We start from the raw sequence: 24200 nt of genomic DNA on the forward strand, positions 1-24200 counted from the left end.
GCCGCGCTCGACGCGTTGGCCGCACACGACGAAAGCCGCTCCCCGCGATCTGCGGGGAGCGGCTTTCGTGTGCCCGGTGTCAGCGGGTCCCGGTGTCAGTGGGTCTCGGTGACCTTGGCGAGGGCGCGCGGGGCGTCCGGGTCCTGGCCGCGGGCGATGGTGACCTCGTAGGCGAGGAGCTGCAGCGGGAGGATCTCCAGGATCGGCTGGACCTCCTCGGGGACGCCGGCCGGGAGGGCGAAGCCGGCCGAGGCGGCGTCGACCTGCTCCTGCTGGCCGATCACCACGAGGTCGGCGCCCCGGCCGCGCAGGCGGTCCAGGACCGGCTGGAGGGCCTCGCCGCCCTTGCCGTCGGGGACGATCGCGATGACCGGCGAGACGTTGTCGACCATGGCCAGCGGGCCGTGCAGCAGGTCGGCGCCGGAGAACGGGGAGGCCGGGATGTAGGTGGTCTCCATCAGCTTCAGCGCCGCCTCGCGGGCGGTCGGGTAGCCGTAGCCGCGCGAGGTGATGACCAGGCGCTGGGCGAAGCGGTAGCGCTCGGCGAGCGCCTTGACCTCGGCCTGCCGGGCCAGGATGCCGGCCGCCAGCTCCGGCAGGTGCTTCGCGGCCGCGCCGTCGCCGCCGCGCAGGCCCTCGACGAAGAGGTAGAGGGCGAGCAGTTCGGCGGTGTAGGTCTTGGTGGCGGGCAGCGCCTTCTCCGGGCCGGCCAGCACGTCGATGTGGAACTCGGAGACCTCGGCGAGCGGGGAGCCGGCGTTGTTGGTGACCGCCAGGGTGATCGCGCCGGCCTCGCGGGCGGCCTTGGTCGAGGCGACCAGGTCGGGCGAGCCGCCGGACTGGCTGACCGTGATGACCAGGCAGTCGGTGAGGTCGGGCTTGGCCCCGTACGCGGTGGTGGTGGACATCGAGGTGAGGCCGGACGGCTTGCCGAGCAGCACCTCGATCAGGTACTTGGCGTACAGCGCGGCGTTGTCGGACGTGCCGCGGGCGGTCAGCAGCACGAAGCGCGGGTTGCGGGCGGCGATCTGGGCCGCGATCTCCCGGATCTTCGGGGCGCCCTCGTCGAGGATGCGCTGCAGGACGGCCGGCTGCTCGGCCATCTCCGCCGACATGATCCTGCCGGGAACGGAAACAGTCTGCTGGTCGGACATCGGGGTGGGCCTCCGTGGAGAGTGGTTCGACCCCGCCGGGCGGCTGCCCGACGGGGACCTCTGAACGGCGGCGAGTCCGCACTCTCGCTGCTGAGCTTGTTGCTGCGCCGATCCTACCCGTGCCGGGTCAGGACGGGTTGTTGATGAGCTGGTCGATCTGCGCGTCGGCGTCCTTGGTCGCGTCGTCGACGCTCTTGCCCTTGAAGATGTCGTTGAGCATGTTGACCAGGATGTTCTGCTTCTCGATCGCGCCCCAGCCGGGGGCGAGCGGGGTGAACCAGGCGTCCGGGACGGCGTTGGCGGCCGCGGCGGTGGCCGGCTTGCTCTTCAGCGGGGTGAGCTGGGTCAGGTTGTTCGGCAGGGTGTCCTTGTCGACCAGCACCTGCTGGGACTTGGTGCTGGTGAACATCCGGATCCAGTCGGCGGCCAGCGCGGCGTTCGGCGACTTGGAGGTGACCGCGAGGTCGGAGCCGCCGATGAAGGAGGGCAGCGGCTTGCCGTTCGGGCCGGGCATGCCGGTGACCTTGAGGACGTCCTTCAGCTTGGGCTGACCGGTGATCGGCGCGGTGGCGGTGGCCGCCTCCCAGCCGTTGCCGTAGATCACGGCGGCCTTCTCGCGGCCGAGCACCTGGGCCTGGTTGAGCTCGTTGACCTTGAGGTCGCCGCTCTTGTTGTACTTCTTCACCAGGTCGACGAAGTGCTGGACGCCCTGCTGCGACTTGGGCTCGTGCAGGGTGCCGTGCCAGCGGCCGCTGGAGTCGAACTTGGCGATCGCGCCGTCGTAGGCGGCGACGTAGGACATCGCGGCGTACCAGTACGGGCCGGGCAGGTACAGCGAGGAGAAGCCGCCCGCGTTCTTGTTCTTGGCCTGCACCTTGTCGAGCGCGGTCATCAGGTCGTCCTCGGTCTGCGGGAAGTCCGCGGAGCCGGTGGCGTCCTGGAAGAGCTGCGAGTTGTAGATGCCGACCCGGGCGCCCGCGTAGTAGGGGACGCAGTACAGCTTGTCCTGGTAGGAGCAGGTGTTGACCAGACCCTTGATCCAGGCGTCCGAGTTGTCGAACGAGGTGCGGTCCACCGGCGCCAGCGAGCCGTTCAGGATGTACTTCATGGTCTCGGTGTTTCCGAGTTCGACCACGTCCGGTGCCTGGTTGGCCTTGATCGCCGCATCGAGATTGCTGATCTTGTCGGACCAGGTCTGGTACGCGAGTTTCAGCTGCACCTTCGGGTACTTCGCCGCGAACTGGTCGTTGACCTGCTGGACCAGCTCGGGCCAGTTCGTCTGGGCCTCGTTCATCAGCCACACGGTCACGGAGCCGGTCATGTTCTTCGGGTCGGCCGCGCCGGCCTCCGAGGACGACGGGCCGCCGGACCCGCACCCCGCGGCGGTGGCCGCCAGTGCGATTGTGCTGAGCGCAGCCAGAACCTGACGCTTCACGCATTCCTCCGGAATCGAGCGAGGTCTGCGCTGTGGTACAGACCAGATTCCCCGAAGCCTGGCCTAGACCATTAAGAGCGTCAACGCACGTGATGATTACAAGTCCCGCTCGTTGTCGATCCGTTGCGCGTTTCAGCCGGGCCACGTCAATACCGGCACGGGTATGCGCCTTAGGGCTTACTTAAGGTTGCCTTCAGGTCACCTTGAGTGGTCATGCCCCCCACCCCGGCCGTGGGCGATTCGCCCCGCCATATCCGGATCCGCCCCCGGGTTGGTCCAGTCCAACACGGCCGAGTCAAGCGTTGATAACGGGTTGTGCAGACGCTCTTTGGACTCTTGACGCTCGTCATTGGTCCATGCCAATCTCCAGGCGTTGGTCTAAACCAATGGTCTACTCCACCACACGGATTCGGCAGCCGGCACCGGCAGTTCGCACCCGTGTCATCCGGTGACGTTCCCCCCACAGGCACGACGAAGCTCCAGGGCGCACAGCCCGGCAGCCCGGTGCCCTACCTTGCTCATCCCTCTGGAGGATGGTTTGAACCGCAAGATCGCAGCCGTGGCCGCTATCGCCACCGTGCTCGTCGCCTCGGCGTGCTCCTCGTCCGGTTCCTCGGGCGACTCGAAGCAGGCCACGCTGAGCAAGGACGGCAAGGGCAAGAAGATCACCGTCTGGCTGATGGACGACGCCCAGAAGGGCTGGCCGACCGTGGTCGACGCCGCGAAGGCGGAGTTCAAGGCGCAGACCGGCGCCGACGTCGACATCCAGTGGCAGACCTGGACCAACTACACCACCAAGCTCGACACCGCGCTGCTCTCCGGCAACGCCCCCGACGCGCTGGAGCTCGGCAACACCCAGGCCGCGAAGTACATCGAGGCGGGCTCCTTCGTCGACCTGACCTCGGTCAAGAGCCAGTTCGACAACTCGGACAAGTGGCTGGACTCGCTGGCCGCCTCCGGCCAGTCGGCCGACGGCTCCAAGACCTACGCCGTCCCGTACTACGCCGGTGCCCGCGTCCTGATCTACCGCAAGGACCTGTTCGACGCGGCCGGCGTCACCACCGCGCCGACCACCCTGGACGAGCTGAAGGCCGCCCTGACCAAGGTCAAGGCCGCCAACGCCTCGGTGCCGAACTTCTCCGCCCTGTACATGCCGGGCCAGAACTGGTACTCCGCGGTCTCCTTCGGCGCCGGCTCGTTCGGTGTCAAGGGCGTCATCGCCAAGAAGGACGGCGACAAGTGGTCCGGCAACCTGACCGACCCGAAGTTCATCGACGGCATCAAGACCTGGAACGACCTGCAGAAGAACTTCTCGGTCGGCGGCACCACCACCGATGAGGCCACCCAGGACGCCCTGATGGCGAAGGGCAACATCGCCGCCATCATCGGCAACGGCTGGGAGGTCGGCTCGGTCGCCGACCCGAAGACCGGCGACCCGGCGCTGAAGGACAAGCTCGCCACCATCGCCCTCCCGGGCGCGGCGGCCGGCTCCACCACCCCGGCGTTCCTCGGCGGCTCCGACCTGGCCGTCCCGTCCAAGGCCGCCAACGCGGGCCTGGGCGCGACCTTCCTGCAGATCTACACCAACACCAAGCAGCAGACCGAGCTCGCGAAGTTCGCGATCCCGAACGCCAAGAACCTCGTCGCCGCCTACAAGGCCGCCGCTCCGGCGAACAAGGCGACCGGTGACGCGGCCGAGGGTGCCACCTGGTTCATCCCGAACTCGCCGCTGTGGTCCGGCGCCGACGAGACCGCGCTGAAGAACGCCTTCGGTGCGATCGCCGCCGGTGGCGACCCGGCCGCCGAGCTCAAGAAGGCCCAGGACACCCTCGTCAAGGACCTGAACGGCTGAGACCGCTGACGCGCAGTCGGCTCGGGGGCCCGCACGGCTCCCGGGCGACTGCCAGCACTGAGCGCTGAGAAAGGGGTGGGCAGTCCGCACTGTGCGCGGACTGCCCACCCGTGCGCCAGGACCGACCAGAACCGCGGGCCCGGGAAGGACCCTGATGAGTGTGACCACCGACGAGACCGTGATCCGGTCCGAGTCTTCCGGGCCTGCCCCGGCGGAGAAGCCGCAGCGGCGCGGGTTCTTCGCGGCCGGCCAGTACATCCCCTACGCCCTGCTGCTGCCCGCCATCATCGCGCTGGTGGGCGTTCTGGCGTACCCGGTGTACAGCCTGTTCGACCTGTCGTTCAAGAACGTCAACCGGTACGCGTACCTGGCCAACCCCTCGCTGTCGAAGTACATCGGCTTCGACGGGTACACCAAGATCTTCAAGGACGGCCAGTTCTGGGAGGTGATCCTCCGCTCGATCTACTTCACCGCCGAGCTGGTGATCCTCTCGATGGTGCTGGGCATGCTGATCGCCCTGCTGCTGAACCGGGTCTCCAACTGGGTCAAGGTCACCGTCATCACGGTGCTGATGTTCGTCTGGGCGATCCCCGCGCTGGTCACCGGCCAGGTGTTCCGCTGGCTGTTCTCCTCCAACGGCGGCGTGGTCGACTACGTGCTGTCGCTGATCACCGGCGACGACAGCTGGAAGCACTACGACTGGTTCGCCGACCCGACGGTCGGCCTGTACGTGGTCGGCGCCGCGGTGATCATCTGGGGCGCGCTGCCGTTCCTGGTGCTCGGCCTGAACGCCGCCCTCACCCAGGTGCCGAAGGAGCTGATGGAGGCCGCCAAGCTGGACGGCGCCACCGCCCTGCAGGCCTTCCGGCACGTCACCATCCCGGTGGTCCGGCCCTTCCTGATGATCAGCGCCGCACTGAGCTTCATCTGGGACTTCCAGGTCTTCGCGCAGATCTTCTCGCTGCGCAACACCTCCCCCGAGCCCGAGTACTGGACCATCGGCACCTACCTGTACCAGAAGGGCATCGTCGCCTCGAAGTACAGCGACAGCTCGGTGATCTCGCTCGTGATGATCGTCATGATGCTGGCGGTGCTCGTCTTCTACATCCGCCAGATGCTCAAGATCGGAGCCAACGAACGATGAGCGCGGACACCATGGCGGCCAAGCCCGTCCCGACGCCCGGCCCCGAGCGCGCCAAGCCGAAGACCGGCAAGGTCCGCAAGACCGGCGAGAACCGGGTGATGACCTGGGTGTGGAATTCCATCGGCCTGGCGATCGCCGTGGTGATGGGCTTCCCGATCTACTGGATGGTCATCACCACCTTCAAGACCAACAAGGACCTGATCGCCCAGGACCCCACGTTCTGGCCGAGCGCGTTCTCGTTCGACAGCTACCAGACCATCTTCAACGACACCGAGTTCCTGCCCTCGCTGCAGAACACCGTGCTGATCACCCTCGGCTCGGTGGTGCTCGGCCTGGTCGTCGGCTTCCTCGCCGCCGTCGCGGTCGCCCGGTTCAACTTCCGCGGCCGGAACTTCTTCATCATCACCATGCTGGTGGTCCAGATGGTGCCGCTGCTGGCGATCATCGTCCCGCTGTTCGTGGTGATGAACGGCGCCAACCTGACCGGCACCGTGCTCGGCGTGATCCTGGCCTACCTGGTCTTCACCGTCCCGTACGTGATCTGGACGCTGCGCTCGTTCATCGTCAACATCCCGGCCGAGCTGGACGAGGCCGCGATGGTGGACGGCTGCACCCAGTGGGGCGCGTTCTTCCGCGTCGTGCTGCCGCTGACCCTGCCCGGCCTGATCACCACCGGCGTGTACAGCTGGATCCAGGCCTGGAACGAGTTCATCGTCGCCAACACGCTGCTCTCCACCGGCGGCCAGCGCACCTCGATGGGCTGGCTGACCTTCTACGCCACCACCCCCACCCGCGGCGCCGACTACGGCGCGCAGATGGCCGGCGGTCTGCTGGTCTCGCTGCCCGTGATCATCCTGTTCGTGTTCTTCCAGAAGAAGGTGTCGGCGGGTCTCACCGCCGGTGCGGTCAAGGGCTGAGCCCTTTCCCCACCCCCACCGCACTTCAGCACACCCCACCCCCAGGGAAGGAACCATGGCGATGCCCGGTACGGAAAGCGCCGAACTCCTGCGCGACGCCGGAACGGTCCTGCAGCCCGGCTTCGCCGGTCTGACCGCACCCGAGTGGCTGCGTCGCAGACTGGGCGACGGCGAGCTCGGCGGGGTCGCCCTGTTCGGCCGCAACATCCGCACCCCGCAGCAGGTCGCCGAGCTCACCTCCGAGCTGTACGCGCTCAACGGAGACCTGCTGATCGCCACCGACGAGGAGGGCGGCGACGTCACCCGCCTCGAGGTGACCAGCGGCTCCTCCTACCCGGGCAACCTGGCGCTCGGTGAGGTCGACGACACCGACCTCACCGAGCGGGTGGCCCGCTCCATCGGCTTCGACCTCTCCAGCGTCGGCGTGAACCTCAACTACGCCCCCGACGCGGACGTCAACTCCAACCCGGACAACCCGGTCATCGGCGTCCGGTCCTTCGGCGGCGACGGCGACCTGGCCGCCCGCCACACCGCGGCGTACGTCCGCGGCCTGCAGTCCGCGGGCGTCGCGGCCTGCGCCAAGCACTTCCCCGGCCACGGCGACACCGCCGGCGACTCGCACCTGGGCCTGCCCAGGATCGACCTGGCGCCCGACCAGTTCGCCGAGCACCTGCTGCCGTTCCGCGCCGCCATCACGGCCGGCGTGAAGAGCATCATGACCGCGCACATCCTGTTCGGCGCCTACGACGCCCAGCTGCCGGCCACCATGTCGCAGCGGATCCTCACCGGCCTGCTGCGCGAGGAGCTCGGCTTCGACGGGCTGATCGTCACCGACGGCATCGAGATGGGCGCCATCTCCGGCACCCACGGCGTGGCGGCCGGCTCGGTGCGGGCCGTCGCGGCCGGCGCCGACACCATCTGCGTCGGCGGCGGCCTGCACGACGAGGCCGCCTTCGTCTACCTGCGCGACGCCCTGGTCTGGGCGGTCCGCGAGGGCCGGCTCTCCGCCGACCGGCTGCACGAGGCCGCCGAGCGCAACCGGACGGTGGCCCGCTGGTCCGCCGGGGTGCGGCAGTCGCTGATCGGCCAGACCGGCGAGGTCGGCGTCGGCCTGACCGCCGCCCGCCGGGCGCTGCGGGTCACCGGCGAGCTGCGCCCGCTCGGCGGCGTCCCGCACGTGGTCGAGTTCTCCGCCGGCGCGAACATCGCGGCCGGCGACGAGACCCCGTGGGGCGTGGCCTCGCCGCTGGCCGAGCTGGTCCCCGGCACCACCTCGACCCGGGTCTCCCCGCCCGCCACCGTGACCGAGGGCTCCGGCCTGCTGCACGTCGCGGTCGCCGCCGAGGACGCCGTGATCGACACCGACCCGCTGCTCGGCGCCGCGATCGGCCGCCCGCTGGTGCTGGTCGTCCGCGACGTCCACCGGCACGGCTGGATGCGCCGGGCCGCCCTCGCGCTGGTCGAGGCCCGGCCGGACGCGGTGGTCGTCGAGCTCGGCACCGCGCACGGCGTGGCCGAGCTGTTCGCCGCCCGCGGCGTCACCACGCTCGCCACCTACGGCGGATCGCGGGTCTGCTCGATCGCCGCGGCGGAGGCGCTGGCCGGCCTGTCGGTCGGCGCGGCCAAGGCGGTCTGAACGACCTCCGCGGGCCCGGAGCGGACGGTTCACCCCCCGCTGCGGGCCCGCTGCGTTCGCGGATTTGCCCGAGGGAGCTCACGCTCGCTCGCCCGCGCGTGCAACCATGTGCTGTTACATAGGATTTAGGGGCCTGTTAAGGGGCCACCGCAGCGAGGAGTGAGAGCGGCCATGAGTGGCGACAGGGATACGGCGGCGCTCGCCGAGGGCTCCACGGTGCCGGCGCAGTCGGGCCCCGCGACCGCCACCGCCCGGGTGCCGAAGTACTACGGGCTGAAGCGGCACCTGCTGCAGCTGACCGAGACCCAGCCGGCCGGCACCCCGGTGCCGCCGGAGCGGGCGCTGGCGGCCCAGTTCGACACCTCGCGCACCACCGTCCGGCAGGCGCTGCAGGAGCTGGTCGTCGAGGGCCGGCTGGAGCGGATCCAGGGCAAGGGCACCTTCGTGGCCAAGCCGAAGGTCGCGCAGGCGCTGCAGCTGACCTCGTACACCGAGGACATGCGCGCCCAGGGCCTGGAGCCGACCTCCCGGCTGGTGGAGGTCGCGTACATCAGCGCCGACGACCGGCTCGCCCCGCTGCTGGACATCAAGCCCGGCGGCCGGGTGCTACGGATCGAGCGGCTGCGCCTGGCCAACGGCGACCCGATGGCGATCGAGGTGGCGCACCTGTCCGCGAAGCGCTTCCCCGCGCTGCGGCGCAACCTGGCCAAGCACAACTCGCTGTACACCGCGCTGCGCGAGGTCTACGGCGTGGTGGTGGCGGAGGCCGAGGAGACCATCGAGACCACCCTGGCCAACCCGCGCGAGGCCGGCCTGCTCGGCTCCGACCTGGGCCTGCCGATGCTGCAGCTGTCCCGGCACTCCTTCGACGCGGACGGCGCGCCGGTGGAGTGGGTGCGCTCGATCTACCGCGGCGACCGGTACAAGTTCATCACCAGGCTGCAGCGACCCGAATAAGTCGTCGGCCGGCCCGGTGGACACAGCATCACCAGGCTGCAGCGACCCGAATAAGTCGTCGGCCGGCCCGGTGGACACAGCATCACCAGGCTCCAGCGACCCGAATAGCATCACGCGCCTGCGGCGACCGGAGTAGTCGGACGTCCACGTGTTGACAGGGTAGTGACACGCGTCACGTGCTTGCCCTACCCTCACGTGGACCTTTCGATCACCGAGGGTGCTGCTCGGCGGGCGTACAGCGATGTGCGCTGCGGCGCCAGTGAGGTGACTCCTCGTCATCCCGGAGCCGCTCCATGTCGTCTGAACTGCCAGCCGCGGGCGCCCTGCCCGCGGTGTCCCCCGCCAGGGTGCTGGCGGGGTTGAGCCTGCTGGTGCCGATCGTCGCGATGCTGTGGGTGCCGTCGTACACCAAGACCGCGCCCGAGCTCGGCGGGATCCCGTTCTTCTACTGGTACCAGCTGCTGTGGGTGCCGGTGTCGGCGGTGTTCACCGGCGCCGCCTACCTGCTGATCCGCCGGGACGAGGCGGCCCGCCGGGCCGCCTCCACGGCGTTCGCGCTGCCCGCCCAGTCCGAGGGCGGTGAACTGTCGTGAAGCACGTCGACTGGACCGCGCTGACGGTCTTCCTGCTGTTCTTCGCGGTGGTCACCGTGATGGGCTTCCTGGCCTCCCGCTGGCGCCGCGCGGACGACGCGCAGCACCTGCACGAGTGGGGCCTGGGCGGGCGCAGCTTCGGCACCTGGATCACCTGGTTCCTGCTCGGCGGCGACCTGTACACCGCGTACACGTTCATCGCGGTGCCGGCCGCGATCTACGCCACCGGCGCGGCGGGCTTCTTCGCGGTGCCGTACACGATCATCGCGTACCCGCTGGTGTTCCTGTTCCTGCCGCGGCTGTGGTCGGTCTCCCGGGTGCACGGCTACGTGACCCCGGCGGACTTCGTGCGCGGCCGGTACGGCTCGCGCGGGCTGTCGTTGGCGGTGGCGCTGACCGGCATCCTGGCCACCATGCCGTACGTGGCGCTGCAGCTGGTCGGCATCCAGGCGGTGCTGGACACGCTGGGCGTCGGCGGCAGCGGCAACTGGTTCATGAAGGACCTGCCGCTGTTCCTGGCGTTCGGCGTGCTGGCCGCGTACACGTACTCCTCGGGGCTGCGGGCGCCGGCGCTGATCGCCTTCGTCAAGGACACCCTGATCTACGTGGTGATCATCGTGGCGGTGATCTACCTGCCGATGAAGCTGGGCGGCTACGGGCACATCTTCGACACCGCGGCGCAGAAGTTCTCGACGGTCAACCCGGACACCGGCAAGCCGATCGGGTCGCTGGTGGTCGGACCGGCCGGGCAGTGGACGTACGCGACGCTGGCGTTCGGCTCGGCGCTGGCGCTGTTCATGTACCCGCACTCGGTGACCGGCGTGCTGGCGTCGAAGTCCCGCAACACGGTGCGCCGGAACATGGCGATCATGCCGGCGTACTCGCTGATGCTGGGCCTGCTGGCGCTGCTGGGCTTCATGGCGATCGCGGCGGGCGTGGGCAAGGGCGTCAAGGGCTACAACGCGCAGCTGGCGGTGCCGCAGCTGTTCGCGGACATGTTCCCGAGCTGGTTCACCGGCGTGGCGTTCGCGGCGATCGGGATCGGCGCGCTGGTGCCGGCCGCGATCATGTCGATCGCGGCGGCGAACCTGTTCACCCGCAACGTCTACAAGGACTTCCTGAAGCCGGACGCCACCGCGGCGGACGAGACCCGGGTGGCGAAGATCGCCTCGCTGCTGGTGAAGGTCGGCGCGCTGGCCTTCGTGCTGGTGATGGACAAGCAGGCGGCGATCAACCTGCAGTTGCTGGGCGGCCTGTGGATCCTGCAGACCGCGGTGTCGCTGGTGGCGGGCCTGTTCACCCGGTGGTTCCACCGCTGGGCGCTGCTGGCGGGCTGGGCGGTCGGCATGGTCTACGGAACCTGGGTGGCGTACGGGATCTCCTCCAAGGCCACCAAGCACTTCGGCGGCAACAGCTCGCAGATCCCGGTGATCGGGAAGATCGGCTACATCGGCCTGACCGCGTTCGTGCTGAACCTGGCGGTGGCGGTGGTCCTGACGCTCCTCCTGCGGGCCCTGAAGGCCCCGGAGGGCGCCGACGAGACCTCCCCGGCCGACTACTCCGCCGAGGCGGGCGACGAGTCCGTGGAGCGTGCCCCGCAGCCCGTGGTGGCGCACTGACGCGCCGGGGGCGCGCATAGCCGCGCCCGTGCGCCCCGTGATCGCGCCGTTGCCTCAGCCGAGACTGGGGTGACGGCGCGATCATCTGTTATGACGAGCCGTCCAACGGAGAGACCGGGAGAGACAACCTACGACCACCGCACCGACCACGGGGAGCCACGCATGACCGACCTCACCACGGTACGCAACGGGCATCGCAGCCAGCCGGACGGCCGGCCGCGGCTGCCCTCGGTGCTGATCGCCACCCGGCACGGCGAGTCGACGGCCAACGTGGAGTTCCGGCACGCCGACGCCACCGGCGCGCTGTCCGTCCCGATCACCTCCCGGGACGCCGACATCCCGCTGTCGCTGCGCGGCCAGGCCCAGGCCCACGACCTGGGCCGCTGGTGGGCCGACCTGCCGCCCGCCGACCGCCCCCGCTCGCTGTGGTGCTCGCCGTACCTGCGCACCGCCGAGACCGCCAGAATCGCGCTCGCCCAGGCCTCCGGCATGGGCGCCGTCCCGGTCGGCCTGCCGGTGCGCTACGACGAGCGGCTGCGCGACCGCGAACTCGGGGTGCTGGAGATGCTCACCAAGGCCGCGATCGAGCGTGACCACCCCGCGGAGGCCGAGCGCCGCCGCCGGATGGGCGAGCTGTACTACCGCCCGCCGGGCGGCGAGTCCTGGCTGGACGTGGCGCTGCGGGTGCGCTCGCTGCTGCGCGACCTGGCCGAGGAGGAGGCCGGTCGGCCGGTGCTGGTGGTGGCGCACGACTGCACGGTGCTGATGATGCGCCACGTGCTGGACCGGCTCGGCGAGGAGCAGCTGCTGGCCCTCGACCCGGTCGCCAACTGCTCGACCAGCGTCTGGCGGGCCCGCGACGGGCGGCTGCGCCCGCAGTCCTGGAACCAGACCGGCCACCTGTCCTGACGCGCCGTCAGGGCCGCGGGAGGGCCCCGGGACGGCGTGCGGGCCGTCGGGGCGGGGCTCAGGCCGCCGGGCTCACGGCCGGCCGGGGGTGGCCGAAGGCCCGCCGGTAGGCCTGCGGGGTGGTGCCGAGCCGGCGGCCGAAGTGGTGGCGCAGGGTGGCGGCGTTGCCGAAGCCGCAGCGCGCGGCGACGGCGTCCACGCTCTCGTCGGTGGACTCCAGCAGCCGCTGGGCGAACAGCACCCGCTGCCCGATCAGCCAGCGGTGCGGGGTGGTGCCGGTCTCCTGCTGGAAGCGGCGGGCGAAGGTGCGCGGCGACATGTGGGCGAGCTGGGCGAGCCGCTCGACGCTGGTCTCCTCCTCCAGGTGGCGGCGCATCCACTCCAGCACCCCGCCGAGGGAGTCGCCCTCGCCCTCCGGCAGCGGGCGGTTGATGAACTGGGCCTGCCCGCCGTCCCGGTGCGGGGCGACCACCATCCGGCGGGCGATGCCGCGGGCCACCTCGGCGCCCTGCACCTTGCGCACCAGGTGCAGGCAGGCGTCGATGCCGGCCGCGGTGCCCGCCGAGGTGATCACGGGGTCGTCGTCGACGTACAGCACGTCCGGTTCGACGGTGGTCAGCGGGAAGCGCTCGGCCATCAGGTCCGCATACCGCCAGTGGGTGGTGGAGCGCCGGCCGTCGAGCAGGCCGGCCGCGCCGAGCAGGAAGCTGCCGGAGCAGATCGACAGCAGGTGCGCGCCGCGGGCCAGCGCGGCGCGCAGCGCCTCGCACAGCTCCTCGGGGTAGTGGTCGCGGATGCCGGTGGCGGTGGCGATCACCAGGTCGGCCTCGGCGATCCGCTCGGGGCCGTGCGGCACGTCGATGCTGAACCCGGCGTGCGTGCGCATCGGGCCGGGGCGGTCGCCGACCAGCGCGAAGTCGTAGACCGGCAGGCCCTCCTCGCTCCGGTCCAGGCCGAACACCTCGCAGGCCACGCCCAGTTCGAAGGGGTGGACCTCCTCCAGCACGATCACCGCGACGTTGCTCAGCATGGGTCCAGGATGGCAGTGGCAGGATTTCGAGGCAAGCAGGCTTTCCTGCCACTCGTACGCGGTGCGCCCGGAGCGGAGAGTGGACCCATGACCACCGCGCTCGCCCTGCTGGGCCTCCTCGGCAGTTTCGGACTCCTCGGCGTCCTGGTCGGCCGCGACCTGGACCGGACCACCAGGCACGGCCGGGACAACCGCCACCGCCCCACCGGCTATCCCGTCGACCCGGACCTCGCCGACCCGCGCCGGATCCGCTCCGGCACACTGTCCGAATGCAGCCCCCGATCATCCGCCGCGCCCTCGCCGAGGACCTCGAAGGCGCCGGCGCGGTCAGCGTCGAGGCCTTCGTCGGCGACGGCCACACCCGCTCCGATTCCCCGTACGTCCACCTGCTGAGGGACGCCGCGCGCCGCGACCGGGAGGCCGAACTCCTGGTCGCGGTCGACGCGTCGGGGCAGGTCCTCGGCTGTGTGACCTTCGCCGCCGGCGGCACCGAGTGGGCGGACATCGCCGAGCCGCACGAGGGCGAGATCCGGATGCTGGCGGTCGGCGCGGCGGCCCGCGGCCGCGGCGTCGGCCGGGCCCTGGTGGCCGCCGCGATGGAGCGCAGCCGGGAGCTGGGCCTGGCCGGAATGGCGTTCTCCACCCGGCCCGCGATGACCGCCGCGCACCGGATCTACGAGGCGCTGGGCTTCGTCCGCACCCCCGCCCGGGACTGGCAGCCGATGCCCGGCCTTCAGCTGATGGTCTACACGATCCGGTTCTGACGGGCGCTTCGCATCCGTCCTGTTGTCTACGCGCGGACGGGCCGACACGACACGCGCTACTACATCTGGTGCTTCCAGCTCCAGCCGCCACTACATGTATGCTCACTCTCGCTGTCAACGCAGGGGAACCCGGTGCGAGTCCGGGACTGCCCCGCAACGGTGAGCGGGCTGCAGCGACGCCCGCGCAGTCCGAGGACCTGCCGACGGTGTGCGACACGGCATCCCCGCAGACGCCATGCAGCACTGCTTTGCCGTCCGGTCTCGCGGGCGGGCCGGGGGTGGGTCTTTCGCGCGCCGTTACGCGTTTTCGGCGTGCCGTCCTCCCCTGCCGCACGCGCGGATCCGGACAACCGTGCCACGTCCGACCGCCGCCACAGGAGAGAGTGCGCCTTGACCGTCGCCGCCTCAGTCACCCTGCCGTCCCAGGGTTCCGCCGACACCTTCACCGATCCCGGTGCGGCGCTGCTTCGGCTGCTCACCGACCGCAGCACCGATCTCCCCCAGGTGGACCCCGGCCACGTCGCCGCCGCCGCACTGCGCGGCCGCCATGCCGGCTCGGACTTCGCCGAGCTGCGCGGGCTGGCCGTGGAGGCCGCCGCGTCGATGATCGCCGAGGACCCCCAGTACTCGAAGCTGGCCGCCCGCCTGCTCGCCCTGGAGATCCGTGACGAGGCCCGCACCCAGGGCGTCACCGCGTTCTCCGACTCGGTCGCCGTCGGCCACGCCGAGGGCCTGATCGGCGACGCCACCGCCGCCTACGTCGCCGAGCACGCCGCGCTCTTCGACGCGCTGATCGACCCTCAGGGCGACGACCGCTTCGAGTACTTCGGCCTGCGCACCGTCCAGTCCCGCTACCTGCTGCGCCACCCGATCACCCGCAAGGTGGTCGAGACCCCGCAGCACTTCCTGCTCCGCGTGGCGGCGGGCCTCGCGGTCGGCACCGACGAGCGCTCGGTGCACGAGGTGGCCGAGCTGTACCGGCTGATGAGCCGGCTGGAGTACCTGACGTCCTCCCCGACGCTGTTCAACTCCGGCACCCGGCACCCGCAGATGTCCTCCTGCTACCTGCTGGACTCGCCGCTGGACAACCTGGACTCGATCTACAACCGCTACGCGCAGATCGCCCGGCTGTCCAAGCACGCCGGCGGCATCGGCCTGTCCTACTCCCGGATCCGCTCCCGCGGCTCGCTGATCCGCGGCACCAACGGGCAGTCCAACGGCATCGTGCCGTTCCTGCGCACCCTGGACTCCTCCGTGGCGGCGGTCAACCAGGGCGGCCGGCGCAAGGGCGCGGCCTGCGTCTACCTGGAGACCTGGCACGCCGACATCGAGGAGTTCCTGGAGCTGCGCGACAACACCGGCGAGGAGGCGCGGCGCACCCACAACCTGAACCTGGCGCACTGGATCCCGGACGAGTTCATGCGCCGGGTGAACGCCAACCAGGACTGGTCGCTGTTCTCCCCCGCCGACGTGCCCGAGCTGGTCGACCTGTGGGGCGCCGACTTCGACGAGGCGTACCGCAAGGCCGAGCTGGCCGGCAAGGCCGTGCGCACCATCCCCGCGCAGACCCTGTACGCCCGGATGATGCGCACCCTGGCGCAGACCGGCAACGGCTGGATGACCTTCAAGGACGCCTCCAACCGGGCCGCCAACCAGACCGCGCTGCCGGGCCGCGTGGTGCACTCCTCGAACCTGTGCACCGAGATCCTGGAGGTCACCGACGACTCCGAGACCGCGGTCTGCAACCTCGGCTCGGTCAACCTGGGCGCGCACGTCGCCCCGGGCGCCTCGGTCGACGACCTCACGAGCGCGATGGACTGGGAGCGCCTGGACGCCACCGTCCGCACCGCGGTGACCTTCCTCGACCGCGTGATCGACATCAACTTCTACCCGACCACCGAGGCCGGGGCGTCCAACTCCCGCTGGCGCCCGGTGGGCCTGGGCGTGATGGGCCTGCAGGACGTCTTCTTCAAGCTGCGGATCGACTTCGACTCCGCCGAGGCGAAGACCCTCTCCACCCTGATCGCCGAGCGCATCATGCTCACCGCCTACGAGCGCTCCGCCGACCTGGCCGAGCAGTTCGGCCGGCACGAGGCGTACGAGGAGACCCGCGCCGCCCGCGGCCAGCTGCACATCGACCACTTCGGTGCGGCCGCCCCGCAGTGGACCGAGCGCTGGGACGCGCTGCGCGCCCGGATCGCCGCCGTCGGCCTGCGCAACTCGCTGCTGCTCGCCATCGCGCCGACCGCGACCATCGCCTCGATCGCCGGCGTCTACGAGTGCATCGAGCCGCAGGTCTCCAACCTGTTCAAGCGCGAGACGCTGTCCGGCGAGTTCCTCCAGGTCAACCCGTACCTGGTGCGCGAGCTGAAGGACCTCGGCGTCTGGGACCAGCAGACCCGGGACGCGCTGCGCGACGCCAACGGCTCCATCCAGGAGTTCAACTGGCTGCCGCAGGAGGTCCGTTCGCTCTACCGCACGGCGTGGGAGCTGCCCCAGCGCGCGCTGATCGACCTGGCCGCCGCCCGCCAGCCGTACATCGACCAGAGCCAGTCGCTGAACCTGTTCATGGCGGCGCCGACCATCGGCAAGCTCTCCTCGATGTACTCCTACGCCTGGAAGGTCGGTCTCAAGACCACCTACTACCTGCGCTCCCGCCCCGCGACCCGGATCGCCCAGGCCGCCTCCGGAGCCGCCCGCGCCGCCGCCCCCGTGCCGGTGGCCGCCCCGACCCTCAGCCAGGAGGAGCAGGACGCCATCGCCTGCTCCCTGGAGAACCCCGAGTCCTGCGAGGCCTGCCAGTAATGTCCGACGACACGAAGATGCTGCTCGACCCGGGCTTCGAACTGACGCTCCGTCCGATGCGCTACCCGTCGTTCTACGACCGGTACCGGGACGCGATCAAGAACACCTGGACCGTCGAGGAGGTGGACCTGCACTCGGACGTGGCCGACCTGGCCAAGCTCTCCGAGGGCGAGCGCCACCTGATCGGCCGCCTGGTGGCCTTCTTCGCCACCGGCGACTCGATCGTCGCCAACAACGTGGTGCTGAGCCTCTACAAGCACATCAACTCCCCCGAGGCCCGGCTCTACCTGTCCCGGCAGCTGTTCGAGGAGGCCGTGCACGTCCAGTTCTACCTGACGCTGCTGGACACCTACCTGCCCGACCCCGAGGACCGCAACGCGGCCTTCGCCGCGGTGGAGAACATCCCCTCCATCCACCAGAAGGCCCAGTTCTGCTTCAAGTACATGAACGCGGTCGACCACCTCGACTCGCTGCAGACCAAGGAGGACCGCCGCGCGTTCCTCCTCAACCTGATCTGCTTCGCCGCCTGCGTCGAGGGCCTGTTCTTCTACGGCGCCTTCGCGTACGTGTACTGGTTCCGCAGCCGCGGCCTGCTGCACGGCCTGGCGACCGGCACCAACTGGGTGTTCCGCGACGAGTCGATGCACATGGACTTCGCCATGTCGGTGGTCGACACCGTCCGCGAGGAGGAGCCCGACCTCTTCGACGACGAGATGGCCAAGCAGGTCACCGAGATGCTGGAGGAGGCCGTCGAGGCCGAGCTCCAGTTCGCCCGCGACCTGTGCGGCGACGGCCTGGCCGGCATGAACACCGAGTCGATGCGCCAGTACCTGGAGGCCGTCGCCGACCAGCGCCTGGCCCGCCTCGGCCTGCCGATCCGCTACGGCTCCACCAACCCGTTCGGGTTCATGGAGCTGCAGAACGTCCAGGAGCTGACCAACTTCTTCGAGCGCCGGGTCTCCGCGTACCAGGTCGCCGTCGAGGGCTCGGTCTCCTTCGACGACGACTTCTGAGCCGACCGCAGCACGCACCGGGGGTGCGGGGCACCGCCCCGCACCCCCGTCAGCGTTCCAACTCCCGGTCGCCGGCCAGGATCCCGGCCTGCAGCTCGGTGACCGCCCGGCTCGGGTCCAGGCCCTGCTCCTCGCGGAGCAGGTCGCGCAGCTCGGCGTGGACCGCCGGCGCCTCCGCCTGCCGGCCGCAGCGGAACAGCGCCCCGAGCCGTTCGAACCCGGCCGCGCCGAACTGCGGGTCCGTTCCCAGGATTCGGTCGATCTCGACATGGAGCAACGTTCACCTCGTGGCAGCGTCGGTACGGTCGGGGGTGCGGGTACGGCGGGTACCAGGCGCGCTCGTGCTGGGCGTCGCTGGTGATGGCGGCCGCCTCGGCGGGCACCTGGATCTTCGGCAGTTCCACGGTCTGGGACGGCATCGGCGTCTCCTTCCTCCGAACCAACAAGGTGGGCCCGAATCCATGCAGCCCCGGTGTTGTCCCGGTGTGGCGGCGGTCTCGGCGGCCCGGGAACGCGAAAGGGGCCGGCGCCGCCGAAGCGGCACCGGCCCCTGACCTGCCGTCAGTCGTTGGCGACGGTCGCGTACTTCGGGGTGCCGTCGGCCATCTGGCGCAGGGCGTCCTTGCGGTCGCGCTTGGAGAGCCGGTCGATGTACAGGTAGCCGTACAGGTGGTCGGTCTCGTGCTGCAGGCAGCGGGCGAAGAAGCCGGTGCCCTCGACCCGGATCGGGTTGCCGTCCTTGTCCTGGCCGGTGACGGCCGCGAAGTCGGGGCGGGCCAGGTCCATGTACGCGCCGGGGACGGACAGGCAGCCCTCCGGCGAGTCGTCCAGGGTGCGGCGGCCGGCCGGGAGCTCCTCCAGCACGGGGTTGACCACGTGGCCGATGTGGCGCACGCCCTGGTCGTCGGGGCAGTCGTAGACGAAGACCTTCAGGTCGACGCCGACCTGGTTGGCGGCCAGGCCCACGCCCTCGGCGGCGTACATCGACTGGAACATGTCGTCGACCAGCGCGGAGAGCTCGGCGTCGAACGCGGTCACCGTCTTCACCTCGCGGTGCAGCACCGGGTTGCCGACCACGGTGATCGGGCGGGCGGCGCCCTTGCTCAGGTCGGGCTCCTCGCCGACCACCTTCAGCTCCCGGGGCTCCTCGTGCTCGTGCTCGTGGTGGTCGTGCCCGTGGTGGTCGTGGTGGTCGTGGTCGTGCTGCTCGGCCATCGCTGCTTTCCGCTCCGTCTGGATCTACCGGGATGCCTGATCTACCGGGATGTCGAGGTCCAGCCTACGGGGCGGCTCAACACACTTCTTCGAGATCGCGGTAGGCGCGGGTGGCCGGGGAGGCCGCCGCCCAGCGGTCCAGCAGGGCGCGCACCAGCCCGGTCGGCGCGGCGATCCCGCACTCCCGCTCGACCAGCCAGGACCCGCCGGCCGCGCCCTGGCTGAGGTGGCTGAGGTGGCCGGGGTGCAGCGGGTCGCCGTCGTCGTGCGGGTCGTGGTGCGCGGTGTACCCGTCGTCGATCGCCATCCGGCTCTCCGAGCAGGCCCGGCACAGCAGCCGCACCGAGGAGGTCCAGTCCTCGGCGGCGTACCCGGCGTCGGCGACCACCCGCTCCAGCGCGTCCCGGTCGGCGGCGGTCGCGGCCTGCAGCAGCACCACCCAGGTCGGCACGGGGGACGGCGCCCACAGTTCGATCTCGTCGAAGACCGGGTAGGCGACGCCGTCGGCCACCCGCTCGCCGTGCGGGGCGCCGTCGTGCAGCACCACCTCGCCCCAGCGGCGGCCGGAGGACGGCAGCGGGATGGACAGCACCTCGATCCGCGCCGGGTCGAGCCGCCGCCCCCACACCACCTCGGACTCGCCGTCCGGGGAGAGCCGCACGGGGGTGGTGCCCAGGTCCAGCTCGATCGGCCCGTCCGCCGGGCCCGCCCCGCCCGGCAGCCGCAGCCCGTACGCCTGCCAGGCGCGGCGGGCCAGCGGCCAGTCCTGCAGGGCGGTGGCGGTGATGCCGAGGTTCCACCAGTCCGGGGCGCCGTGCTGGCGGTCGAGCAGCGCGACGGCACGCAGCCCGGCGCTGCGGGCCTGCTCCCAGTCGCGGCGGAACTTGTGCAGCAGGGCCAGGTTGAACCAGGAGTCGGACAGCCACGGCTCCAGGTCCGCGGCCATCACCAGCAGCGCCCCGGCGTCCTCGTACCGGCCGTCGCCGATCAGCGTGAAGGCCCGGTCGGTGGTCTGCCGCCAGGTCGCCGACGGACGGTGCCGTGCGCGGTGGAAGATCCTCACGTTGGTCCCTTGCCGTCGGTCGTCACCGGGTCGCCCCGCCTCCGGGTCTTCCCGCCACGACCGCATCCAACCACGCCGACCTTGCGGTGCGCGCCCCGCGCGTCCATTCAGGCAGCGCGGGCCCGCCGGTCAGAGCGGGCGGCGGCGGTGGCGCCGCGCGCCGAGCCGGGCGAGCGCGTCCAGCACCGCCGGGTCGTAGCCGCCGGCGTCCAGCCGCAGGTGGTCCAGCGGGTCGAGGCCGCCGCCGCGGGGGCGGTCGGCGGCGGCGGTGCGCAGGTCGTCGTGGGCGTTGGCGACCCGGATGATCCGGGCGGCCAGCGGCAGCGTCGCGTCCGGACGGCCGTCCGGCAGCCGGCACGGGTCGGCGAGCCGGGCGACCTGCTGCCACACCTGCCGGGGCACCCCGGTGCGCTGGATCACCTCGCTGCCGAGCCGGGCGATCCGCTGCTGCTCGGCGTCGGGCAGCAGCGCGGTCGCCCCGCCGGGCACCGGCTCGACCAGCGACAGCTGGCCGATGTCGTGCATCAGCGCGGCGTACTCCAGCTGCGCCAACTCCCGGCTGCCGAGGCCGAGTTCGCGGCCCAGCGCGCAGGCCGTGTCGGCCACCCGGCGGGCGTGTCCGGGGGTGGTGTAGCCGGCGATCTCGGTGGCCCGGGCGAGCGTCTCGATGGTCTGCCCGGCGGTGGCCCGGACCGCCGCGGCCCGCCGGAACGAGGTCTGGGCGAGCAGCAGCGGCACGCAGAACACCGGCAGCGCCCACAGCCCGGCCTCCCCGGCGAGCAGGGCCAGCAGCAGTCCGGTGGCGACCACCGCCGAGCCGATGCCGAGCAGCGCGTGCAGCTGGTCGTCGAGCGCCGCGGCGAACCGCAGCCCGGTCCGGACCCGCTGCTGCACGGCGGCCAGCACCGCGTCGCCGAGCGCGGCCAGGGCGGCGACCGCGGCCAGCAGCGCCCCGTACGCCGGCCCGGGCAGCCGGTCGGTGACGCCCGCGTTGTACAGCGGTTGGAACAGCAGCGCCGCGAACGAGACGGTGACCAGCCGGCGCGCGGCGGCGTCCAGCGCCGGATCGAACGGCGCGGGCGGGATCCGCCGGGCGGCGGTGAGCGCGGCCCGGCCGGCCAGTTGCAGCACCAGCCGGGCGGCGGTGCCGAGCGCGGTCACCGCGGAGACCTGCAGCACCCCGTGCGTGGTGGGCAGCCCGTGCAGCGGGCCGAGCAGCGCGTACGCCAGCGCGACGGCGGTGGCCACCGGCGCGGGTTCCCGGTCGCCGGGGAGGGCGGGGCCGGCGCTCTGCCCGAGCGTGATCAGACCGGTGAACGCCAGCGCCACGGCCGGCTGGACGAACCCGTCGGCCAGCAGGTGCAGCAGCGCGGCCGCGCACAGCAGGGCGGCCGCGCCGTGCACCAGGTCGGCCGCACCGGGACGGCGGAGCCTCATGCCGCCCCGCTGGTCGGCAGGGTCCGGCCGCTCTGCTGCGGCAGCCGGGCGGGTTCGGGGACGCCGAGCGGGATGTCCGGGACCTCGCCGTCCCAGCCGCCGGGCGGGGCGGGTTCGGGCTGCCAGCCGTGCTCGGCGACCGCGGAGACCAGGGCGCCGACCATCACCGGGTCGAACTGGCTGCCCGCGCAGCGCTCCAGCTCGGCGACGGCCTCCGGGACGGGCCGGCCGCGCCGGTAGGAACGGGTGGAGGTCATCGAGTCGAAGGCGTCGGCGACCGAGATGATCCGGGCGAACTCGGGGATCCGGTCCCCGGCCAGCCCGTGCGGGTAGCCGCGGCCGTCCATCCGCTCGTGGTGGTGCAGGATGCCGTCCCGGCCCTCGCCGAGGAAGTCCAGCTGGCGCACCAGCTCGTGCCCGAACACCGGGTGCACCTCGACCGCCCGCCGCTCCGCCTCGGTGAGCGGCCCGTTGCGGCGCAGCAGTTCGGTGGCGACGGCGAGCTTGCCGACGTCGTGCAGCGTCCCGGCGAAGTGCAGGGTGCGCACCCGGTCCTCGGCCAGGCCGAGCTGACGGGCGATCAGCACCGAGGCCCGGCCGACCCGTTCGCTGTGCCCGCGGGTGTACGCGTCCTTGATCTCCACCGCCTGCACCAGCGCCTGCACGGTCGCCCGGTGCGCGGTGCGCTCGCGGTGGCCCTGCGCGGACAGCCAGGCGGCGATGGTCAGCGGCAGCAGTCCGAGCACCGCGGCGAACGCTCCGTACGGGCCCTGCCAGAGCACCGCGATCATCAGCCCGCCGGCGCCGTGCAGCAGCGCGGCGGGCGCCGCCCCGCGCACCGCGCGCAGCGCCGCACCCGTCCGGCGGCCGCAGGTCAGGCGCCGCATCCCGGCCACCAGCACGCCGTTGACCAGGCAGAACGCCAGTACCGCGGCGAGTGCGCCGAGCGCCGCCGCGGGGAACCGGGTGCCCAGCAGCAGCCGGGCCCCGCCGAGCAGGCGGAACACCTCGGCGGCGGCGGCCGAGGCCAGCGCCAGCTGGGCGGCGTTCCAGGCCCGGCGCAGCGTGCGCGGCTCGGGAGCCGGGCCGAGCAGCGCCCCGGGCAGGGCGACCAGCGCGGCGGCGGCGGGCGGAAGCATCAGCACCCCGGCGAACAGCACCGGGAAGAAGCCGCCGCCGTCCGACTCGGCGGCCGGCTCGACCGGCGGCCGGCCTCGCAGCCGCCGCCACAGCCGGGCGCACGGGGTGGGAGCGCCGTGCGCCAGCGACTCCAGGCAGAGGTGCAGCAGCGCCAGCAGCCCGATCCGGGGCCAGTCGAACTCGGGTCCGGCGGCGGCCAGCGGCAGCAGCACGGCCACCGCGGCCAGCAGCACCGCGACCAGGTAGCCGACCGCCCGCCCCGGTAGCGCGGTGCGCTCGCGTTCGCTGGCGATCTCGGCCTCCCCCGCCCGTACCGGGCCCTCCGACGTGAGGACTCGTCAGAGAATAGGGCCCGGCCGTGCGGCTGCGGCGCACGATCGCGGATAGCCGCAGCCGGAGCAGTGCCAGCTCACCCGATCGAGTGAGCGCTCACTCCGCGGCTGCAACCGCCGTGCCGTGTCCGGCCGCCCCCTCGACCGTCATCTCGACGGCCACCGCGCGCGCCACGGACACCTCGACCACCGACTCGCCGCCCTCCGCGGAGCGCTGGGCCGAGCGGATCGAGTCGATCCGCGCCAGCACCTTCGACCGCAGATCGGTCGGCGTGTCGTCGCAGCCGCAGGACCGCTTGATCAGCGCCTTGATCGCCTGTTCGAGGCCGTACTTCTCCAGGCACGGCGAGCACTCGTCGAAGTGCACCCGCAGCTTGGCGCAGTCGCCCTCGGGCATCTCGTTGTCGAGGAATTCGTAGAGGTGGTCCAGCACCTCTCCGCACTCGGTCTCGTGCGGCTCGCCGCAGCTCATGAGCCCGCGCCCTTCGCTTCCTGCCCTGCACCGGTACCGGCCGGAACCAGCCCTCGCTCGCGGGCGTAGTCCTCCAGCATGCCGCGCAGCTGGCGGCGGCCACGGTGCAGTCGGGACATCACCGTACCGATGGGTGTACCCATGATGTCCGCGATCTCCTTGTACGCAAAGCCCTCGACGTCCGCGAGATAGACGGCGATCCGGAATTCCTCCGGGATCGCCTGCAGGGCGTCCTTCACGTCGCTGTCCGGCAGGTGGTCGAGCGCCTGCGCCTCGGCCGAGCGCAGCCCGGTCGACATGTGCGACTCGGCGCGCGCCAGCTGCCAGTCCTCGATCTCCTCGGCCGCGGTGCGCTGGGGTTCGCGCTGCTTCTTGCGGTACGAGTTGATGAACGTGTTGGTGAGGATGCGGTACAGCCACGCCTTGAGGTTGGTGCCCTCGCGGAACTGGTGGAAGGACGCGTACGCCTTGGCGAACGCCTCCTGGAGCAGGTCCTCCGCATCGGCCGGGTTGCGCGTCATGCGCAGCGCCGCCGAGTACATCTGGTCCAGGTAGCCCAGCGCGTCGCGCTCGAAGCGCTCGCGCCTGGCCTCCTCGCTCTCGTTCTCGGACACCCGGAAGGTGTCCTCGCCGATCGCCTCGGCCAGTTCGTCGCCGGTGAGCTGCTCGCCCTCCGGACGGCCCTGGTCGGTGCCTGAAGCACCCGACACGGC

Annotated in this window: 21 protein-coding genes and 1 riboswitch; of the genes, 11 read left to right on the forward strand and 10 right to left on the reverse strand. The window is 71.6% G+C overall.

The features are described from left to right. Positions 1-95: 95 nt before the first annotated feature. Together AB0K51_RS03540 and AB0K51_RS03545 are read right to left on the reverse strand one after the other, a co-directional pair. Positions 96-1154 carry an SIS domain-containing protein gene (locus AB0K51_RS03540; RefSeq protein WP_363450039.1) on the reverse strand — a complete coding sequence of 353 codons (1059 nt, stop codon included), beginning with the start codon at positions 1152-1154 and terminating at the stop codon, positions 96-98. 127 nt (positions 1155-1281) lie between these two features. Continuing rightward, a complete protein-coding gene (locus AB0K51_RS03545; RefSeq protein ID WP_363450041.1) occupies positions 1282-2589 on the reverse strand; it encodes an extracellular solute-binding protein in 1308 nt (435 codons plus the stop codon). A 559-nt stretch (positions 2590-3148) separates the two neighbouring features. On the opposite strand from AB0K51_RS03545, the gene AB0K51_RS03550 reads away from it, so the two are divergent. The 8 genes from AB0K51_RS03550 (at position 3149) to AB0K51_RS03585 (ending at position 12216) form a co-directional block, all read left to right on the forward strand. After that, positions 3149-4441 (forward strand): extracellular solute-binding protein, encoded by a 1293-nt coding sequence (locus AB0K51_RS03550; protein WP_363450043.1) that lies wholly within the window; start codon positions 3149-3151, stop codon positions 4439-4441. Between the two features lie 154 nt (positions 4442-4595). After that, entirely contained in the window at positions 4596-5585 is a 990-nt protein-coding gene (locus AB0K51_RS03555; RefSeq protein WP_363450045.1) for a sugar ABC transporter permease, read from the forward strand. Next, entirely contained in the window at positions 5582-6502 is a 921-nt protein-coding gene (locus AB0K51_RS03560) for a carbohydrate ABC transporter permease (protein ID WP_363450047.1), read from the forward strand. The genes AB0K51_RS03555 and AB0K51_RS03560 overlap by 4 nt, the downstream gene beginning before the upstream one ends. Before the next feature lie 61 nt (positions 6503-6563). Next, complete coding sequence (locus AB0K51_RS03565; RefSeq protein WP_363450049.1) at positions 6564-8138, forward strand: glycoside hydrolase family 3 N-terminal domain-containing protein; 1575 nt, start codon at positions 6564-6566, stop codon at positions 8136-8138. Between the two features lie 171 nt (positions 8139-8309). Then, entirely contained in the window at positions 8310-9095 is a 786-nt protein-coding gene (locus tag AB0K51_RS03570) for a GntR family transcriptional regulator (RefSeq protein WP_363450051.1), read from the forward strand. A 293-nt stretch (positions 9096-9388) separates the two neighbouring features. Next, positions 9389-9688, forward strand: a complete 300-nt coding sequence (locus tag AB0K51_RS03575; RefSeq protein ID WP_363450053.1) for a DUF3311 domain-containing protein — start codon at positions 9389-9391, stop codon at positions 9686-9688. Next, complete coding sequence (mctP, locus tag AB0K51_RS03580; protein WP_363450055.1) at positions 9685-11307, forward strand: monocarboxylate uptake permease MctP; 1623 nt, start codon at positions 9685-9687, stop codon at positions 11305-11307. Before AB0K51_RS03575 ends, mctP begins: the two co-directional genes overlap by 4 nt. Positions 11308-11469: 162 nt before the next feature. After that, complete coding sequence (locus tag AB0K51_RS03585; protein ID WP_363450057.1) at positions 11470-12216, forward strand: histidine phosphatase family protein; 747 nt, start codon at positions 11470-11472, stop codon at positions 12214-12216. Between the two features lie 58 nt (positions 12217-12274). On the opposite strand, the gene AB0K51_RS03590 is transcribed toward AB0K51_RS03585, so the two are convergent. Beyond that, positions 12275-13246: a helix-turn-helix domain-containing protein gene (locus tag AB0K51_RS03590; RefSeq protein ID WP_363450059.1), complete on the reverse strand. Its 972-nt coding sequence runs from the start codon at positions 13244-13246 to the stop codon at positions 12275-12277. Positions 13247-13515: 269 nt separating this feature from the next. Here AB0K51_RS03590 and AB0K51_RS03595 point away from each other — a divergent pair, with 269 nt between their 5' ends. From AB0K51_RS03595 to AB0K51_RS03605, 3 genes are all read left to right on the forward strand, one after another. Then, entirely contained in the window at positions 13516-14010 is a 495-nt protein-coding gene (locus AB0K51_RS03595) for a GNAT family N-acetyltransferase (RefSeq protein WP_363450061.1), read from the forward strand. 92 nt (positions 14011-14102) lie between these two features. Continuing rightward, positions 14103-14230, forward strand: a riboswitch (cobalamin riboswitch). Positions 14231-14400: 170 nt separating this feature from the next. After that, entirely contained in the window at positions 14401-16815 is a 2415-nt protein-coding gene (locus AB0K51_RS03600) for a ribonucleoside-diphosphate reductase subunit alpha (protein WP_363450063.1), read from the forward strand. Further along, positions 16815-17828: a ribonucleotide-diphosphate reductase subunit beta gene (locus AB0K51_RS03605; RefSeq protein WP_363450065.1), complete on the forward strand. Its 1014-nt coding sequence runs from the start codon at positions 16815-16817 to the stop codon at positions 17826-17828. Before AB0K51_RS03600 ends, AB0K51_RS03605 begins: the two co-directional genes overlap by 1 nt. Before the next feature lie 49 nt (positions 17829-17877). Here the strand turns inward: AB0K51_RS03605 and AB0K51_RS03610 are convergent, their stop codons facing one another. The 7 genes from AB0K51_RS03610 to AB0K51_RS03640 form a co-directional block, all read right to left on the reverse strand. Beyond that, positions 17878-18105 (reverse strand): BTAD domain-containing putative transcriptional regulator, encoded by a 228-nt coding sequence (locus AB0K51_RS03610; protein WP_363450067.1) that lies wholly within the window; start codon positions 18103-18105, stop codon positions 17878-17880. Positions 18106-18389: 284 nt separating this feature from the next. After that, a complete protein-coding gene (gene def, locus AB0K51_RS03615; RefSeq protein ID WP_363450069.1) occupies positions 18390-19043 on the reverse strand; it encodes a peptide deformylase in 654 nt (217 codons plus the stop codon). 76 nt (positions 19044-19119) lie between these two features. Continuing rightward, entirely contained in the window at positions 19120-20106 is a 987-nt protein-coding gene (locus tag AB0K51_RS03620) for a hypothetical protein (RefSeq protein ID WP_363450071.1), read from the reverse strand. A gap of 129 nt (positions 20107-20235) precedes the next feature. After that, the gene (locus AB0K51_RS03625) at positions 20236-21543 is read right to left on the reverse strand and encodes an HD domain-containing phosphohydrolase (protein WP_363450073.1); all 1308 of its coding nucleotides are present in this window, start codon (positions 21541-21543) and stop codon (positions 20236-20238) included. Beyond that, positions 21540-22916, reverse strand: coding sequence for an HD-GYP domain-containing protein (locus AB0K51_RS03630; RefSeq protein ID WP_363450075.1), 1377 nt, complete (start codon positions 22914-22916; stop codon positions 21540-21542). Before AB0K51_RS03630 ends, AB0K51_RS03625 begins: the two co-directional genes overlap by 4 nt. A gap of 196 nt (positions 22917-23112) precedes the next feature. Beyond that, entirely contained in the window at positions 23113-23487 is a 375-nt protein-coding gene (rsrA, locus tag AB0K51_RS03635; protein ID WP_363450077.1) for a mycothiol system anti-sigma-R factor, read from the reverse strand. Next, the gene (locus AB0K51_RS03640; RefSeq protein WP_363450079.1) at positions 23484-24197 is read right to left on the reverse strand and encodes a sigma-70 family RNA polymerase sigma factor; all 714 of its coding nucleotides are present in this window, start codon (positions 24195-24197) and stop codon (positions 23484-23486) included. The genes rsrA and AB0K51_RS03640 overlap by 4 nt, the downstream gene beginning before the upstream one ends. Positions 24198-24200: the final 3 nt, after the last annotated feature.

The sequence above is a fragment of the Kitasatospora sp. NPDC049285 genome, assembly GCF_040678815.1.
Taxonomy (GTDB): Bacteria; Actinomycetota; Actinomycetes; order Streptomycetales; family Streptomycetaceae; genus Kitasatospora.